Raw genomic sequence first — 16,112 nt, 5'->3', positions numbered from 1 at the left:
CTGGCAGGCCCGCGATCTGTCAGCCCGCCGCTACGTCTATGTCTGGGCCGATGGCGTCTACCTCCAGGCCCGGATGGAAGATCACGCGGAGTGCATCCTGGTGCTGATCGGCGCCACCCCGGAAGGCAAGAAGGAACTGGTCGGCTTCCAGGCCGGCGTGCGCGAGAGCGCCCAGAGCTGGCGCGAGCTTCTCGTCGAGATCAAACGTCGTGGTTTGACCATCCCACCTCGGATTGCTGTCGGGGACGGGGCACTTGGCTTCTGGAAGGCGCTCGACGAGCTCTTTCCCGGCACCCATCATCAGCGCTGCTGGCGGCACAAGACGGCCAACGTGCTCAATAAGGTGCCCAAGTCCGTGCAGCCGGGCATGAAGGCGGCCCTGCGGGAGATCTATCTCGCCCCGACACGAGCGCAGGCCGAGGCGGCTATCGATCTGTTCGAGCAAGCCTATCAGGCGCGTTACCCGAAAGCCGTGGAGTGTGTGCGCAAGGACCAGCAGGCGCTGCTGGCCTTCTTCGACTGGCCGGCCGAGCACTGGATCCATCTACGGACCACGAACCCGATTGAAAGTGTGTTTGCGACCGTGCGGCACCGGACTGTGCGCACCAAGGGCTCGTTGTCCCCCACGACCGCTCGGCTGATGGTCTTCAAGCTCATCATGGCGGCTTCGAAAACCTGGCGTCGGCTGATGGGCGAAAACCAGTTGCCGAAGGTGATCGCCGGTGTCAGATTCCAGGACGGCGCCGAGATCATTCCGACGCCATCACACAACGTCGCCTGATTGGCCCCATCGCCTAAATTCCGGCATAACTCCTGTGCATGAGGCTCAGGCTCAGGAGGTTGAGAGCGCGAAGGCGAAGCCACGGAAGAAGGCTGCTAAGATCATCGGGCCGGCGAGGGGCTCGCGCCGAGCAGACGATCGCAGGCTAACCGAGCGTCAGGCCGCCGCTGCTCAGCTCCCGCGCCAGGAACGCTGGAAACGGCGCCTTCATCCCGCTGCTTGGTAAGAGGCATTTTCGCGAGAAGGACAGCTTCTCACCCTCTGCCGCACAACTTCAAATTCCATAATGTTTGCTCAACGACATTGAGTTTCACTGTAACAGACGCGGTTTTTGCGATGAACATCTCCCCGGCTTGATCATTGATGAAGTGCTTCCGGTAAGGGGAAGCAATGATGTCCGAAACTCTGTCTGCTGCAGCCATCGCCACCAGCCGGGATGAGAAGATCCGGCACCGGGCTTACGAGATCTGGGAGAGGGAGGGCCGCACCGGCAATCCTGAAGACCATTGGTTCCGGGCGCAGCATGAACTGGCTGATCAGGGTCAGGAGTGCTCTGCCGCGACTGCCGAGAATGCTCCACCAGCTGCTGTGGCAGAAGCGAACTCGGCCGCCACAGGTGAAATTCCTGATGAGCGGGTTGCCGATTAGTTGACGCGGCAAAGATCCCACGGGATGGCACAACACTCCGACTGTACACCGCTAACCGGCGGTGGCAGCCCTCCATGGCGACTGGTGGCTTCAGGTGGGTGCACAGCAGATAAGGAGTCGGCTTTGCCTGACCCTGACGCTATGGTGGCACCGAACTCCCAAATGCGGCGATCGAGCTGTTGAAAGCTCAGGTGGCCATGGAACTCTCACGAGCCCTCATCGTGTTGCTCTCGGATCAGTGCACCGAATGTGAGAGCTATGCCTGAGATCAGCGAGCCGTCCCCAGGGACCCGAACAACCCTGTTCAAGCTCCGGGCGCGACAATGCCACTTCATCATCTCGGATAGGGACAACAAAAAGGCCGCATCCTGGGGTGAGGCGTCTAAACCTTGAGGTCGACCGCCGCCTCCTTGCCGGTCCTGCGGTCGGACTGGATCTCGTAGGAGACCTTCTGCCCTTCGCTCAACCCTCTGAGGCCGGCACGCTCAACCGCACTGATGTGCACGAACACATCCTTGCCGCCGGTGTCCGGCTGAATGAAGCCGTAGCCTTTGGTCTCGTTGAACCACTTCACAGTAACCGTCGCCATGGTCGTCTATAATCCCTCTGCCGGCATGAATGGTGTCTTGGTGCCATTCTGCCTGTACCACCCTGTCCCAGCGGCGGAAGGCTAGTTGCACGACCAAGACTTGGCAAGGATCATTGGCAAGGATCAATGGAATGACCCTCCTCGAGTACTCGACACCTTTGGAAAGCCGTACGATGCTTGTAAGCGGCAGCGCAAGAGACTGCGCCGAACCGGGAGGAAGATGATGGCGAGATCACCAGGTGGGCGCCGTCCGAGCGATCCGCTGAAGGCTGCGGAGGCGGCTTTCAAGAAGGCGACCACGAGGCCGATCGAAGAGCCGCCGAAAGCGGCAGCAATTCCTGGGGTCAAGGAGACGGTCACTCTCCGCATTGACCAGGATGTGCTTGAGTTCTTCCAGCAGGACGGCCCAGGCTGGCAGGATCGGATCAATGCAGCCCTTCGGAAGGCCGCTGGCAAGTGAGAGGCGGTCTCCTGAACCAAGGCTAGTCGTCCTCACTCACACGCAATGCTGGCTCTGTTTCTGTCGAGAGTAGCAGGCTGCGCCTCGTCTTCCTTTGCCCATTCATCCGAGCGGGTGTGCGAGGCAGGCGATCAGTTGATGGCTCGCGACACGCTCCGCTTTTGCCGTAAGCACCTCAATGGAGGGACAGTCCGCGAGGTCGAGTGGCTGCGAACATTCGTAACCGGATGGTTCCCGACTTTCGGTGAGGGCGGGAAGCCCCAGCGTATCTGGATCAGTTCACGCTCGCCATCATAATTTCTGACGGCCGGCGCCATCTGGTCCGGAAAGATCGCCGGCAGGGGAGGGATGTTGCCTGCGTTGTACCGGGTCACATTGAACGCCCGCCGCAACGCGGCCTAGGCGTATAAGAGCTTAAGTCGTATAAGAGCTAGAGAGATGGCACACGGCTCGAACCTTCCGTCTCGGCATTCCGAGTGTCACCTTCATCAGGCGGTTGTGTCACCTCTGAACGTGACAATAAGCACTATTCCGCGCAACCCTTCCGGCTATCATCCAAGTGCATCGCAGGCAGCGGTTGATTTGCAAATCACAGAATGTTGCCCGCCCATTTCGCCGGCCGTCTGTTCCCCCTTGACTCCTCTCTGCTTTGCCCAATGCCGCCTCTCACCGATCCCGTCAAGACTTTGCCAGAAGTGACCAATCCGACCCATACCCGGCAGATCGGCAACAAGCAGGCGGAGCCCTATCAGCACAGGATCACGGGTTCCGTTCGTGAAGCGATCCAGCGAGGGCGTTCTGGTGCGGTGCTCGCGCCCACAGGCAGCGGGAAAAGCCTTCTGGCGGCCGCGGCAGCCGAGGATGCGGTTGATCTGGAAAAACCCATTCTCGTCCTCCACTCCGATGTCAGCCTACTGCGCCAGAACTACGCCCGGTTCCAAACCGTTCCCGCTGTGAAGGGCGCCCCGACCGCATTCTTCGTCGCCAAGAATGAAATCATGGGCGACCAGCCGATGGTCAGGAACTCTCTGGATGCCGCCGTCATTCCGGCGACAAACATGTCCCTCGTCAACAAACTGGATGACGAGGACTTCCTGCATTCCCTCGACCAATTTGGGAAGAGGGGAGGGGTGATTCTCATCGATGAAGGGCACAAGGCCGCAGCCGAGGAGCTCGCCCGCGTCCTCTCCCGGATCGCCCTTGCCGGCGGCTCGGGCATCGTTCTGACGGCGATCCCGTTCCGCACCGATGGCAATGATCCGCTGGATGCATTCGGCGCCAGCATCGAGCATGACCTGATCGATGTCGCCACCTGTGACGAGGTCCTGACGACAAGGCGCACGGTCCCGACCAGGTTGGACATTGCTACAGACGAGTTCGAGGCCCATCTCGGAACCGATGCCGTCCGGTTCATCGGGAGCGCCTTCCTGGCCTTGCTGGCCTAAAACGAATCGGTGGACCAAGCCTCCCAACAGGCGTTCTCCCGCTTTTTCAAGGAAAGAGCGAGCGAGGGGGGATAGGGCGATTGCCGCCCTCATCGTCGCGGCCGTCGCCCGGATCTGGGTTAAACGCGCCGCCAAGGTGACTCTGGCGATGATCCACTGCGACAGCGTGGAGTTTGCCAGGGAGCTCTCAGGCTACCTTGCTCAAGAACCCCTCCCGCCCGATCACGAGAGGGAAGGGGAGAAGCCCCGCGTGGCCTTCGTTGTGGCCGGCGAAATCCGCATCTGGCGCAGCGGCGCAGAGGAAGGGTTGAAAGAAGGCGAGCCTGTTGGCCGCAAGGTCAAGCGCAACGATCTTCTGGATGCCGCTCGAGCCGAGGGTTCGATATCCTCGTCAACGTGAACGCCTTGGGCGTTGGCACCGACGTTCTCCAGACCGACCTCAATATTCTTGCTTGCCAGGAGCGGTCGATTGGGCCGGTCAACAGATCAGTGGTCGCGGCGGGCGGGCTCATCAGCCGAGTGGCAAGACCCATCAGGTGTTTGTCGATGTCGGCAACTCGATCCTGCGCCTCTTCGATATGGATGCCATGCGCCGGAATGATCCGGAACGCTGCCGACGCCAAGTGCGCGGCTTGGCCTCTCCGATCCCAGAGCCGTTCGAGGCATGGTTTGACAAAGATCCGAGCCTGCGGGAACAGATCGAGGAGCGCCAACGCCAGATCCGGTTGCGAATGGGGGAGGGGGACAGCGAGCAGTACGACGATCCGCTCGACCCCACGATGGAGATCGGCAACAAAATGACTCTGCCGGTCCCGAAACCCTTCGCCATGGGCCTCATGGCGACAGGCATGCGGCGATACGATTCCGCGAACAAGAGATTTTCCAGCCGGGTTGCTTTGTTCTGCGACCTGCGGGAATTCGGCCTCTATGATCAGGATACGGCACCAGATCTGCCTCGTTGGCTGGTGGCCACGCATGACGAGCAGACGGGCCAGCAGGGCTTTCTGTGCAAGACGCTGGATCGCCCATCAATACGCGGCCTTTGTTGGCATCCGGTATGATGGCGACTATGAAACCGCCAGTTCGGCCAACAAGCAGCGGCAGTTCCTGAAGAACCTTCAGCAGGCGCGGCCTTTGGTGTTGCCATGGCTCACTGGCTTCGCCGATCCCTCCAGCGCCACGCAGATGTCAGCAGCGATCGATCTCCTCAAGGACAAGGCCCGATTGCTCACCCGGTTGTTCAATTTGGCTGCCGTTCGTCTCGTGGAGCGGGCTACCGATGCCCACAGCCTGAGGCCAGGTCTTCGTTCAGTGGTGCTCGATCGACCCCATCAGATCGCCCCGCAACGGCGGGATCTGCTCGCTGCCTATTGCCGCCTGCGTCAGCGATCTGCCCACCTTTATCCTGATGCGTTCGGAGGCAAGCCTCCATTCTCGGTGACAACCTTTGACCCGAGCGTGCTGCCCGAGATCAAGGCCATCGTGGCGAATACGAATGGGCGCTTCTTCGTCATCGACAATCCAGACAAGGAAGAGCAGCTCCGTCCCAGCCTTACCGAAGGGCTCATCAAATCCTCCGTCGTGGCGGTTGGTCCGAAGGGTTCAAGCGAGCAATGGATTCGGCAGAAAGCCGGGTTCGGTCGTCACGACGATGCCGCGCGAGCGCGAGAACAGAGCTTCAAGGGTCACCTTCAAGAGCTTGCCGATGGTCCGTTGAGCAAGGATCAATCGCTGGCGATCACATTGTCCCGGACCGAATATCTCGAGATTGCGGCTGCAACTCCCGGGAAGGAGCTCGTCCGGGCTCTGCCATCGGCAGTGATGAATCTGATGCTTCTCTTGGGCGAGCACAACGGAATGCCTCTGCCTGGTGAGCAGGTGGAACTCATCCAACAATCGATCCAGAAAAAACCGGCCGGAGATTGCCGTTCCATTTTCTCTGCCCCGACTTTGTGCGCGCTACGCTCAAAAGCCGGTGCCGGCGCAGAGGAAAGTTCTGAAGGAACTGGAGACAGCCGCGACATTCAAGAAGAACCGGGATGCCTACCTGCGATCCCAAAATCGTTCGTCTCTGGCATCATGAACAGCGTTATTATCAGCGAAACGGAACTTCCAGCACTTGGACCTTTTTCCTCCTGTGATATGCCACGAGTGATATCTCGTCGCTTATGTTCTCATCAAAGGAGTTTCCAGTGGCAAAAGCAGCAACGAAGAAAGCCCCGGCCCGCAAGGCCGCAGCTACGAAGACCCCAGCTAAGAAGACCGCCGCCAAGACGGCTGCCAAGGCCGTTGCCAAGAAGCCCGCTAAGGCGGCTGCTTCCAAGACCACGGCGAAGGCGGCCGTGAAGGCAGTGAAGAAACCCGCCAAGGGGCCGGCAACGACGAACGGCATCCTGACGCTGCGTCACATCGCTGAGGCGCTGTCCGAAGCGCACGAGCTTCCGAAGCGTCAGGTGAACGAGATGATGACCCAGGTCATCGACTTCATCGCCAAGAGCCTGAAGAAGGGTGAGAAGATCCGCCTCTCCGGCCTCGGCATCCTGCAGGTTCGCAAGCGCGCGGCTCGCATGGGCCGCAACCCGCAGACCGGCGAGCCCGTGAAGATCAAGGCTTCGAAGAAGATCGCCTTCCGCGCCGCCAAGGACCTGAAGGAATCGATCTAACCGGAGCGGTCTCCGGAGTAACTGAGGATACGCCAACTCCGCCGGAACTCTGGTGGGGTTGGCCTGCCGTTACTGAGTGCTCCTCAGGAGAGATGCTGAGCGAAGTACTTGTTCATCTCGAACATACTGACCTTGCTCTTGCCGCCGAACACAGCCTGAAGCTTCCCGTCCGCGAGGATCTCACGCTTATTCTCGGGGTTCTGCAGGTTGTTCGACTTGATGTAGTCCCACACCTTGCTCACAACCTCCGTGCGGGGCAACGGGGAAGAACCGACCACAGCCGCCAGTTCAGTCGAGGGCTGCAACGGCTTCATCAAAGCTGGATTCGGCTTCTTGGCTGCATTGGATTCTGACACTGTAAAACTCCGTTGTTAGTCTTGTCTGCCATCTGTATGGGAAAGGTGGCGGGACCATGGCGAGCAAGGACCTAACAGTCTCTTATCCCCGCTCCGGCCATCGAAGTGTTCGGACGGTGGCTCGATTGACGATTGCCAGACCGTCACCAGCCGCGCCGCTTGCTTTGTGGCTTTGCATCATCTGCCGCATCGCTTCCTCGGCCTGCGCTCTGGCTTCGTCATCATGCCTGAGGTTGCGTACGTCCGAAGGTTCCTCTTGCTGATGCATGCCATTCTTGCGCGCCCGCCGCTGCTTTGCCCGCGCGGCAGTGGCCGCCGTGTTGGCCAGCTTCTCAAGCCTATCGAGATGCGGCATCCTGGCAGCCCCGTTGATCTCAGGTTGTTCGTCCTCCTCCGGGCGTTTAGCCATATGTTCGTTTCCTCAGGATGAAAGTGGTCAACTGCGCTAGAGTGTTACATGACTCCATTTCAGGACGCATCGATTAATTTCGCCTTAACTATAAAGGCCCGAGGTATGCCGATGCGAAAGATCCGTCATGGCTTCATAGCTATCGCCGTCCTCGGAGGCCCAGCCTCTCTCATCCTCGCGCACCAGAAGCTCACGGCAACTTTGACGCACGACGCATCCAATCCATCCGATGTCGCCGCAATCGTGCAGCAGGCCTATTCCAGATGCGCGGAAGCCCCGCGGCGTGTCAGACCCTCACACTGCGATGACTACATCCGGTCATTTGACGAATGCGCCGCCCGCAAGAACGAGTGCGACCCGCACTCTGTTTACGAGGTCTTGCTCAAGTTGAGGTTCACACCTTCGGATCGCGGCCACGAAACTTCGCCAAAGCCACTCTGAGGACCAATCGGCACTGCGACCTGACGCATGCTCGGGCGCTCTTATCGCATGCCTCGAGTGGAGCACGTCATCCAGACGTTTACCATGTCTTCCCGATCAGTCCCTAGGTCTGATGAAGCCGCGATGAGCGCGGAACCATGCTTCCCCCAGATCATTGATGTCCGCCAGCTGAATTGACCCTCATCGCCGGATGCTCGCACATCTGTGTCGGACTTCGGGTCGCAACTGGGCGGCTCATTTCATAATGCTGTCATCACTTTCTGGGAAAGCCAGGAGACTAAGCCATATCATTCAATCAAAGGTCAGGCGCTCGCGCCCGATGCTTGCTTTTGCTCAGCCATTGGCCGGGCCACATTGCTCGGTTCACGTCCGATAGGACGCAACGTTGGGAGGCTCAGATTCGCTATGTTTGTATGTCATTCTGACGTCACAGTCCTCGCTCACCGGGAGCCTTCATCGGTCCTTATCTCTACGAGAAACCTTGCAGCAAATCCCTCAGAGGACCATTGGCGAGACATGTTCACGATCAACGACACCACGACCGCAGCGATCAACATCCTTGGGGCAATCGATGCTCTCGAGTCTGCCCTGGATCGTCGCAGTGTCGATGCCGATGTTGCCATGACAACAGATCAGGAGCGAGAACTGCTGACACTTGGGATCAGAGATTCGCGGCTCATTCTCGAGATGCACCGCAAGCCACTGCCGAAAGTTCTGTCCTTGCTCTCGCGACGGATGGCAAACTCCCTCGGAATCTCTCGCACGAAGGCGAGCGCGGCCTTATGTGAGTTTCGCTTAGTGGAGGAACTGGCTGAAGGATTGTCTGCGCCAGCCGCGAGCGCCGCCTAAGGAACTCATCACAAGATTGGTCCGGCACAAACAGATGCTGGCCCGCCGTGAGGACCGCCCTCATGGAGGTGCCTCATGTGCGCGGTTCCTCCTTACCAAACTCTCGTTCAGAAGTCATCGAGACGGCCAGGGGCAATAAACGACGTAACGGGGCTGGTCTCAACAGCAGAATTATGGTATTGAGGCTGCCTCGCGGATCTTCCGCACAGTTCACAGCCACAGCCAGAGGAGGCGTTACATGTCTATGCGACTTTGCACGTACGAACGCGCCGCGCTCCTCATCACAACTCTTGCTGCTGGTGGCTCCGATGAAACCGACCGTATTCCCTCTGCCCTTTGTAGGGTTCGCATTCCGCTTTGAGTTCATTCGCGTTCAGCGCAAGCCGGCGAACGATTATAAGCGGCCCATCCTGACATTCAAGTTTGTCGACGCTCTGCGACGAGAGGTGGGTCCACACATCCTGCGCGACATCGGTGTCGACCGCAGCCGGAGCGACTAACATTCCGGCAGCGATGCGGTCGCACCATCTCGATCGACACTGACGGTGTGCGTCGCCGCACAGCGGCTTGTTGGACGCGCATCTCCATGGACCGTGCGATGCCGGAACACATCTCATGTGCCCTGGTGGAAGGTCTGGTGCTCAGCCTCTCGCCGGGGCGCTTCATGCTTGTTCACAGCGTTCGGTTGCACTTCCGACGTTGATGGCGCATTGTGGTGGCGTGGTGTTGCAACCGGCATCACAAAAGCGCCCTGACAGTGAGCTCCGCACGGCTAACTCTGTCAGGGCGTTGTCGTTTGTGAGAACTTTTCTCTCATTGGTGGTGGTCCTGCGCTCGGGGTATGGTCCGCTTAAACGGCCGACGCATCTTTGCATCTTCCGCTCAGGCTATAGTGGGTCGAGGACATCTCACTCCGTCGTCAGGCGTTGAATGCGGAGCTCGGCAAGCCTACGCTGATCCCCTGTCTCTCAACAATCGAGCGTGCATGACCCAGCGGCAGATCAGCGAGAAGAGGTCTTAGGCTTAGGGTTGGCGCTGAGCGGAAACCATATGCTGGGATTCAGGGTTGCTTCCCCCTTCTTCCGCAATGTACGAAAGACAGGCGTTCGCAATCCCTCACATTCCTTGGGTTTCATGACTGCTCGCCGCTTTCTCCTCACCCCGTCGTTCGCCCGTCTGATCCAGCGCGAAAGGGGTGGGCTGCGCCACGTCGAGGGCTTCTTCCCCAAACAGCGGGATCGTTCCTCCTGGGTTCGCCTCGAAGAGGAGAGGGGTCTGCTGATCCTCAAGACGGTTGGCCCTCACGGCGAGGTCGAGGACCAGACCGAAATCCCGGTAGCCCATGCTCATGCGCTGCTTGAGGTCTGCGCCGGCGAGGTCGACTACACCCGAACAGCCTTGCCGACCGGCGAAGGGCAGGCCCTGGTCGACGAGATCATCCGGCCGTGTGTCCTGCACCTCGTCACCATGGAATTCGGTTCTGACGGGGAAGCGAGGAGCTTTCGTCCACTCGAGTGGTTCGGGCCTGAGGTGACGGCGGATCCTCGCTACACCAAGCAGTCCATCGCTCTACGGGGGCTCGATGAGACTCCGGAGATCCCGCTGTCCGATGCGGCACTCGACAGCCTGATCGACACCCTGGAAGGCCGCTTCCCTGTCCAGGCGGGGATGGCCATCAACCGAAGGCCAGGCAGGTCCCGGTGACCAGGGCCAAGGCACAAACCAACAGTGAAACCGTCAAGGTCAACCTCGACGAGATCGAGCGGGCGGTGGTGCATGAAATGGAGAAGACACTTCAGAAGAGCAACCCCGAGTACGAGCCGCTCCCAGGATGCCCGACGCCCGTTCACCCATACGGCGCCATCTGGTGCTCTATCGGCGCGACCCGGAACAGGGCAGGGCACGCTTCTTCAGCCTGATGATCGAGCGAGACCTATTCGGTACGATCCGCCTGGTGCGCAACTGGGGTTTTGTAGGGTCGAAAGGTCAGGAGAAGATCGAGATCTTCTCCGATGAGAGTAAAGCCGTGCAGGCGCTGGACAACTGGGCAGGATCCCAGCGACGGAAGGGCTATACAGACCTCTGACTCATCGAGACAGGGGCCGCTGCGCTATTCCAGGCCGCGTATCAGCTTTTGGCTTGGCGTTTCGCGGACCGCTTCATGGTGGCCTCCTAGCGTGTTGACCGGAACCTCTCGAAGGCGGTGATCCTCTGGCTGAAGGGCTCGACCTCGCGCCGGTAAACCTCGCGCCGCAGGAAGATGAGCTCGGCCTCAAAGGTCTCCTCGTCGACCTCCATCCACCACGCCTTCGGCCGGCCGTCGGTGCCGTCATTCCAGCGATACCCTCGCGCCTTTAGCACATCCTTCATGTCGAACGGGCTGCCTTCGGCCCAGATCCGCAGGAGCGCCTTCCGCGCCGAAGCCAGCAGATGCCCGAAGGGGAACCCGGCTCCGGAGGGCAGGGGCGCTGCCAGCACCTCGAGCAGGGCATGGCAGTCCTCGACGGCCCGGTGACCTTGGTGGAACCAGCCGCACTGAGTCAGAAGGTACCCGAGCTTCGATCCTTCAAACCCGAACCCGCTCCAGGCGATCTCGGAATGGGAGCAGGCCCAGGCCCTAACCCGGAAGCCCTTCGACAGACGCTCACAGAAGGGGCGATCGAAGCGGGCATTATGCGCGATGATGAGATCCGCCGGCTCAATGAACTGCTCGACCGCCGCAAGATCAAGCACCTGGCCCGCAACCATGTCAGGCGTGATGCCGGTCAGACGGGTGATCTCAGGGCTGATCGGCACGCTCGGCTCGCGCAGGCCATTGAATGTGCCGATCACATCGCCGATCCGGCCGTCGTCATCGTACAGAAAGGCGACCATCCCGAGTTCGATGACCTCGTCCCTCGTGTGATCGAGGCCCGTGGTTTCGGTATCCACGATGACGGCGATCCTCTCGCCCTGACGAGGCGGACGTGACGCCACGATGGGGCGGGGCTGCAAGCGGCGAAGGACACGATAGTCACCGGTTGCTTCCAGCATCCGGGCAGCAGTCTCATAGTCGGGAGCTTTGAAGGATTCGCGACAAGGCTTGGCCTCGACGATGATCTCATCCGCGGGCCGCCGGATTGGGCCTGGCGGTGCGTCGTAGTCCAAGAAAAGATCAGCCTGCGCTCGCATTCCCGCACCTTCCGCCCCGCCGATGAGCCAGGCTCACGCCTGAGCCTGGCGGGGAAGACTAGCGAGATGCATGTCGCCAGATCGTTAACGGGCAAGGTCTAAGAGCTGTCGCTTGGGGGCTGCCGATCGTGCGCGGCTGCCACAACCACGCGCACGCATTGATCCAGCGTTCAGACGGCTGTCGTGCGCTCCTCGTCATTGAGCGGGTGGAGGTCTCGGACCATCTGGTGCAACCGAGAGGTGTCGAGATGGGTGTAGATCTGGGTGGTCTCAATGCCGGCATGCCCCAAGAGCTCCTGCAGCACGCGCAAGTCGGTGCCGCCGGAATGCATATGGGTGGCAAAGGCATGACGCAGCACGTGGGGCGACACCCGCTCCGGGCTGGAAAGCCCTGCCGCTACGGCAGCTTCCTTGATCTCCAGCAGGGCAGCCTGTCTTGTCAAAGCCTTCGTGCCGTTGCGCACGGAGTGGAACAGCCATGGGGAAGGTGCCCCTCCCGAATAGGCGGCAGCCAGCTTCTGCCAGTGGGCAATAGCCTCGATCGCGCGATCGTGCAGGGGCACGAGCCGCTGCTTGTCGCCTTTGCCGCGCACCAGCAGCATGCGGGTGCCGGCCGGTGCGGCGTCGGACGGCAGCGAGAGGGCTTCGCTGATGCGCATGCCCGAAGCGTAGAGCGTCTCGAACAGGGCGGCGCGGCGGGCGTAGCCGGCCTGCCGGTAGAGACCGACCGAAGGATCCGCCGCAAGTTTGTGGGCGGTCTCCAGGAGAGCCTCGGTCTCAGCAGTCGACAGGACGAACGGGAGCTTCCTGGGTCGCCGCATGGCCGACATGGTGGAGGTGGGATCGCGTGAGCCGAGCTCCTCAACAATCAGAAAGCGATGAAGCCCCCGGACTACGGTGATGCGCCTGGCGATGGTCGATCCGGCATAGCCGCGCTGATCAAGAGCGGCGATGTAGTCCCGGACCTGCGCCAGGCCGACCTCATCCAGTCCAAGGCAGTTCTCGTCGAGCCAAGCCAGATAGCAGTTGAGGTCATCGGTGTAGGTGTCGATAGTGCCAGCCGAGGCCCCGAGTTCCGTCGCCAGGGCATCGAGCCACAACTGTGCCAGCCGTCGGTTTGAGCGCATGAAATCCTCCTGGTCGAGAGGACTTTGCTACGGCACCGGTTACAAACTTCTTGTCAAAATGCTTATTATGCGAAATGTTATCTCGATACGCGACCGGCAAGGACATTCGCCCGTCGAGCCACAATACACCGTCGTACGATCTCTCTAGTCACCGCAAAGTCTCACCGCGACGGCAAATTGCGGCTTGAATGTGGCAAGCCTTCATGGGATCTTATGTTCGCGGCACGCCCTCCTGCTGTGCCATAGTTGTTCTTTTCAATCCTAATCAGGACAGTTCCTCATGAAGCTCCTTACCGCCTTTGCTTTTGGCGCTGCTTTCGTTCTCTCGCCGCTCGCATCCATCTCTTCGGCGAAAGCATGTACAAACTCCTACGACACTGCCAAGGATGGTTCCAACTGCGGCGGCCGTGCAGCTGGCTGCAAGCAGGGTGGCCGCAGCGGCTACTGCTAATCGCATACGGGACCTCGTCCTACAGCTACACTGCGACAGGGATGCCGTAGCGAGTGATTACGGGTGGTTCTCGCTCCCGTCGAACCGATCGCCCGTAGGTTTATCCTGCGGGCTTTTTCATCTGGGGCTCCAGATTAGTCGCTCAGCACGACATGCGCTGGGGATAGCTTGAAGTAAGAGTCCAAAGGCCTAAGAAAGATGACATCTATGGTAAGAGGTTTGCTGATCGCGCCAACAGAACCCTCTTAGGCCGCACTCACGGCAACGCCCTCATCGGCTCCTGAGTGACGTCGAACTCCGGGAGTACGGACTTCGCCGCCGACCACATTTCAGAGGCATCTTCACGAGTCCTACCAATCTTACCAAGGCCCAAACCCTCAAGAAGCTCACTTTGCTCGTATGGAACGGACCTGCGAAACTCCTGTCCAGCCTCCTCCGCCTTAAGAGAACCCCGTGAGACAGCCCAACCACTTCCTTGCTTTCCTCCTCGGGGCATTCCTCATCGTCCCTCATGCCGTAGCAGCAGCCTGTCCTCAGCATTTCTTCGGCGGCTCCGCGCCGATACTTACCAATCCGAAGCTCGCACCAAAAACCCGGCAGATCTGTTACACGGAATTTGCCTTTCTCCACTCTGGACTGACCCGTACTCCGCTCTGGGTGGCCGAACATCTTACCCCTAGGCGAGTGAAAGGGGCTCGGGCACTCAACCGATTGAATAACTTCCACGCCGATCCCAACCTCCCGCCCAACGAGCGGGCGGAACTATCTGACTATGTTCGCAGCGGCTTTGACCGTGGGCATATGGCTCCAGCGGGAGACATGACGACGCCCCAAGGCATGAATGAGTCCTTTTCATTGGCCAACATGGTCCCGCAGAACTCCGATAACAACCGGAACCTGTGGGAGAGCATTGAGCGGGCTGTGCGGGACTACTCGGAGCGCCATGAAGTCTACGTGGTGACCGGTCCTATCTTCCAAGGTGAGAACCTTCAGGCTCTGAAAGGGCGTGTCCTAGTGCCCACTCACATAGCAAAGGCAGTCTATGATCCTCAGAGCAACATCGCGGGAGCTTATCTTGTCTCTAACCAGCCCGGGAATGACTACAGGATCATCTCGCTGGCCGAACTGCAGCAACTCTCGGGCATAGACGCATTCCCTCAGTTGTCTGCATCAGTGAAGCAAACCACGACCGGCCTGCCTGTTCCGCAACTGCGGCGACCGAGAGGGGGCGGAAGGAGTGTCTCGAGGCCCTCTGTCGAAGAGGAAGCGCCGTTGCACTCCCCTCGCCCCTCAACGGGTGGCTTTGTCGGAGACATTCTTGATACCATCGATCAATTCGGACGCCGCCCATGACCAAGAAGTTCCAACCCTTCTCAGACGATAGTGCCTCACTGAGCATTGGCGAGTTCACCATCGAGAACGGGACTGACAAGATTACCATCTACGGTTCCTTGGACGTGACCCGCGATAAGACTGGGCTCAAGAAGGCCAAGGCACTGAAATCGGCTGTCGACGCTATTGTGAAGGCATTGGAGCAAGACAAGGAATTGCCTGATGAGAGCGGTCCGACAGAGACGCCTCAGCAGGTCAAGAATCCCTTTGCATAGATCCGATAAAGTGGGGCACAGATGACACACAAGCTTACAACGCTCGCTCTAGCGGGTTTCATGGCTCTTAGCTCCTTCGAAGCAGCGGGAGCTGTTGGCAGCCCCGATCAAGGCACGCCCTCCATGAGCGTGGGACGCGTCAAAGAGACCCTGATAGCTCAGCGCAGAAGCTGCAAGGCGGTCAGCACCTGCGAGGAAGCCGTTGAGATGTGGTGCGGAGGCTATAGCCGTGCCGATGGCGACGATGACGGAATTCCCTGTGAGAACGTGTGTCGTTCGCTTTCTCAGGTTGAAGCGATCAAGAAGAAGGTAGGCTGCTAACAAATGCGGTCTCGGAGAGAGTCTCAGAGGCCATTCAGGATGGAGAGCATAAATGTTGAGCAACGATGTTGTTTACAGTCCTGCGCATATCAAGTTTAGGAACTTGGTCATGCCGAAACTACTAAGACAGAGAATCCTGTCCAAGTGGTCCCGTAACATTCGCCGAAAGATCATCTTAAAGGCGAATATAAGTGGCAGTTCTCATTCTCACGCAAGAACTCCAATACTTTATTAATTGTGCATCGCCGCAATATATCAACTTTCCACCCGCCCAGCGTAGGTTGACGCAGTAGTTTCCGTTCCCATGCCCCTCCCCATTTCTGAGCCCGTTACCGAGACACACGTCATCGAGGTTGACCCAAACGTCCATCCCCGTGAGGCGGTTCTCCGAGCCTGCTATTGGCTCTCCCACGAAGCCGAGATTGATATTGTCACGATCGATGAGGGTCGCATCCGGCTAACCCTGAAATCCCGCGATGGCCAATCTGAATCAGACCTCGCTTGGAGGCTGCGATCGGCGCTTATCGATTTCAGCATTCGCGTGGATATCGAGAGAGAGACTTCCGATCTACGAAGCCGCATCTGGCAAACGGCATTCAGCGAAGCCATGGGGACCAAGCCCCGATGAATGAGCAGCGCGCCATTCAAGCGGCCTCCTCAACTGGGAACTATGGCCAGCTCCCCTTCAGGTTCATGCGCCTTGATACCGGACAGGTCCTAGAGCATCGGGCATTCAGACGAATCCGTATCCGGCGGCGGTGAAATAGTTGCGGCACGCCTCAGGCTCAACGAGA

General features: G+C 59.4%; 21 protein-coding genes. 16 read left to right on the top strand and 5 right to left on the bottom strand.

The window, feature by feature from the left end:
* Together DC522_RS29000 and DC522_RS28990 are read left to right on the top strand one after the other, a co-directional pair.
* Window positions 1-781, top strand: a 781-nt coding sequence (locus tag DC522_RS29000; RefSeq protein WP_116531996.1) for an IS256 family transposase, incomplete at its 5' end; no start/stop codon positions are given.
* 390 nt (window positions 782-1,171) lie between these two features.
* The gene (locus DC522_RS28990) at window positions 1,172-1,429 is read left to right on the top strand and encodes a DUF2934 domain-containing protein (RefSeq protein ID WP_116531994.1); all 258 of its coding nucleotides are present in this window, start codon (window positions 1,172-1,174) and stop codon (window positions 1,427-1,429) included.
* Between the two features lie 382 nt (window positions 1,430-1,811).
* Here the strand turns inward: DC522_RS28990 and DC522_RS28985 are convergent, their stop codons facing one another.
* A complete protein-coding gene (locus DC522_RS28985) occupies window positions 1,812-2,018 on the bottom strand; it encodes a cold-shock protein (protein ID WP_116531993.1) in 207 nt (68 codons plus the stop codon).
* Between the two features lie 223 nt (window positions 2,019-2,241).
* Between DC522_RS28985 and DC522_RS28980 the strand changes: the two genes are divergently transcribed.
* From DC522_RS28980 to DC522_RS36455, 6 genes are all read left to right on the top strand, one after another.
* Window positions 2,242-2,478 (top strand): BrnA antitoxin family protein, encoded by a 237-nt coding sequence (locus DC522_RS28980; protein WP_116531992.1) that lies wholly within the window; start codon window positions 2,242-2,244, stop codon window positions 2,476-2,478.
* A 656-nt stretch (window positions 2,479-3,134) separates the two neighbouring features.
* Entirely contained in the window at window positions 3,135-3,923 is a 789-nt protein-coding gene (locus DC522_RS28970; RefSeq protein WP_165820358.1) for a DEAD/DEAH box helicase family protein, read from the top strand.
* 250 nt (window positions 3,924-4,173) lie between these two features.
* A complete protein-coding gene (locus DC522_RS35105; protein ID WP_165820357.1) occupies window positions 4,174-4,323 on the top strand; it encodes a hypothetical protein in 150 nt (49 codons plus the stop codon).
* Between the two features lie 52 nt (window positions 4,324-4,375).
* Window positions 4,376-4,984, top strand: a complete 609-nt coding sequence (locus DC522_RS28960) for a hypothetical protein (protein ID WP_116531989.1) — start codon at window positions 4,376-4,378, stop codon at window positions 4,982-4,984.
* On the top strand, window positions 4,899-6,269 hold the full coding sequence (locus tag DC522_RS36460) for a hypothetical protein (protein ID WP_245444657.1): 1,371 nt from the start codon (window positions 4,899-4,901) through the stop codon (window positions 6,267-6,269). Before DC522_RS28960 ends, DC522_RS36460 begins: the two co-directional genes overlap by 86 nt.
* A complete protein-coding gene (locus DC522_RS36455) occupies window positions 6,266-6,586 on the top strand; it encodes an HU family DNA-binding protein (protein ID WP_371680776.1) in 321 nt (106 codons plus the stop codon). The genes DC522_RS36460 and DC522_RS36455 overlap by 4 nt, the downstream gene beginning before the upstream one ends.
* 83 nt (window positions 6,587-6,669) lie before the next feature.
* On the opposite strand, the gene DC522_RS28945 is transcribed toward DC522_RS36455, so the two are convergent.
* Both DC522_RS28945 and DC522_RS28940 read right to left on the bottom strand, forming a co-directional pair.
* The gene (locus DC522_RS28945; protein WP_047192384.1) at window positions 6,670-6,942 is read right to left on the bottom strand and encodes an SWIB/MDM2 domain-containing protein; all 273 of its coding nucleotides are present in this window, start codon (window positions 6,940-6,942) and stop codon (window positions 6,670-6,672) included.
* Between the two features lie 82 nt (window positions 6,943-7,024).
* Window positions 7,025-7,351: a hypothetical protein gene (locus tag DC522_RS28940; protein ID WP_116531986.1), complete on the bottom strand. Its 327-nt coding sequence runs from the start codon at window positions 7,349-7,351 to the stop codon at window positions 7,025-7,027.
* A gap of 957 nt (window positions 7,352-8,308) precedes the next feature.
* Here DC522_RS28940 and DC522_RS28930 point away from each other — a divergent pair.
* From DC522_RS28930 to DC522_RS28915, 4 genes are all read left to right on the top strand, one after another.
* A complete protein-coding gene (locus DC522_RS28930) occupies window positions 8,309-8,641 on the top strand; it encodes a hypothetical protein (protein WP_116531984.1) in 333 nt (110 codons plus the stop codon).
* A 308-nt stretch (window positions 8,642-8,949) separates the two neighbouring features.
* Window positions 8,950-9,141, top strand: a complete 192-nt coding sequence (locus DC522_RS28925; protein ID WP_133239399.1) for a hypothetical protein — start codon at window positions 8,950-8,952, stop codon at window positions 9,139-9,141.
* Between the two features lie 634 nt (window positions 9,142-9,775).
* Window positions 9,776-10,345, top strand: a complete 570-nt coding sequence (locus DC522_RS28920) for a hypothetical protein (RefSeq protein WP_245444656.1) — start codon at window positions 9,776-9,778, stop codon at window positions 10,343-10,345.
* 127 nt (window positions 10,346-10,472) lie between these two features.
* Window positions 10,473-10,727 carry a WGR domain-containing protein gene (locus DC522_RS28915; RefSeq protein ID WP_116531983.1) on the top strand — a complete coding sequence of 85 codons (255 nt, stop codon included), beginning with the start codon at window positions 10,473-10,475 and terminating at the stop codon, window positions 10,725-10,727.
* An 86-nt stretch (window positions 10,728-10,813) separates the two neighbouring features.
* On the opposite strand, the gene DC522_RS28910 is transcribed toward DC522_RS28915, so the two are convergent.
* Together DC522_RS28910 and DC522_RS28905 are read right to left on the bottom strand one after the other, a co-directional pair.
* The gene (locus DC522_RS28910) at window positions 10,814-11,812 is read right to left on the bottom strand and encodes a 3'-5' exonuclease (protein WP_116531982.1); all 999 of its coding nucleotides are present in this window, start codon (window positions 11,810-11,812) and stop codon (window positions 10,814-10,816) included.
* A gap of 170 nt (window positions 11,813-11,982) precedes the next feature.
* On the bottom strand, window positions 11,983-12,939 hold the full coding sequence (locus DC522_RS28905) for a tyrosine recombinase (protein ID WP_116531981.1): 957 nt from the start codon (window positions 12,937-12,939) through the stop codon (window positions 11,983-11,985).
* A 904-nt stretch (window positions 12,940-13,843) separates the two neighbouring features.
* Here DC522_RS28905 and DC522_RS28895 point away from each other — a divergent pair.
* The 4 genes from DC522_RS28895 (at window position 13,844) to hxsD (ending at window position 15,946) form a co-directional block, all read left to right on the top strand.
* On the top strand, window positions 13,844-14,743 hold the full coding sequence (locus DC522_RS28895) for a DNA/RNA non-specific endonuclease (protein WP_116531979.1): 900 nt from the start codon (window positions 13,844-13,846) through the stop codon (window positions 14,741-14,743).
* Window positions 14,740-14,997 carry a hypothetical protein gene (locus DC522_RS28890; protein ID WP_116531978.1) on the top strand — a complete coding sequence of 86 codons (258 nt, stop codon included), beginning with the start codon at window positions 14,740-14,742 and terminating at the stop codon, window positions 14,995-14,997. The genes DC522_RS28895 and DC522_RS28890 overlap by 4 nt, the downstream gene beginning before the upstream one ends.
* A 21-nt stretch (window positions 14,998-15,018) precedes the next feature.
* Window positions 15,019-15,318 carry an excalibur calcium-binding domain-containing protein gene (locus tag DC522_RS37005; RefSeq protein WP_371680770.1) on the top strand — a complete coding sequence of 100 codons (300 nt, stop codon included), beginning with the start codon at window positions 15,019-15,021 and terminating at the stop codon, window positions 15,316-15,318.
* A gap of 304 nt (window positions 15,319-15,622) precedes the next feature.
* A complete protein-coding gene (gene hxsD, locus DC522_RS37580) occupies window positions 15,623-15,946 on the top strand; it encodes a His-Xaa-Ser system protein HxsD (protein WP_116531976.1) in 324 nt (107 codons plus the stop codon).
* The last annotated feature ends 166 nt before the right edge of the window (window positions 15,947-16,112 follow it).

The sequence above is a fragment of the Microvirga sp. KLBC 81 genome (assembly GCF_003075415.1).
GTDB lineage: Bacteria > Pseudomonadota > Alphaproteobacteria > Rhizobiales > Beijerinckiaceae > Microvirga.
The sequence above is the reverse complement of the archived record's forward strand: the minus strand, read 5'-3'. Positions and strand labels throughout refer to the sequence as shown.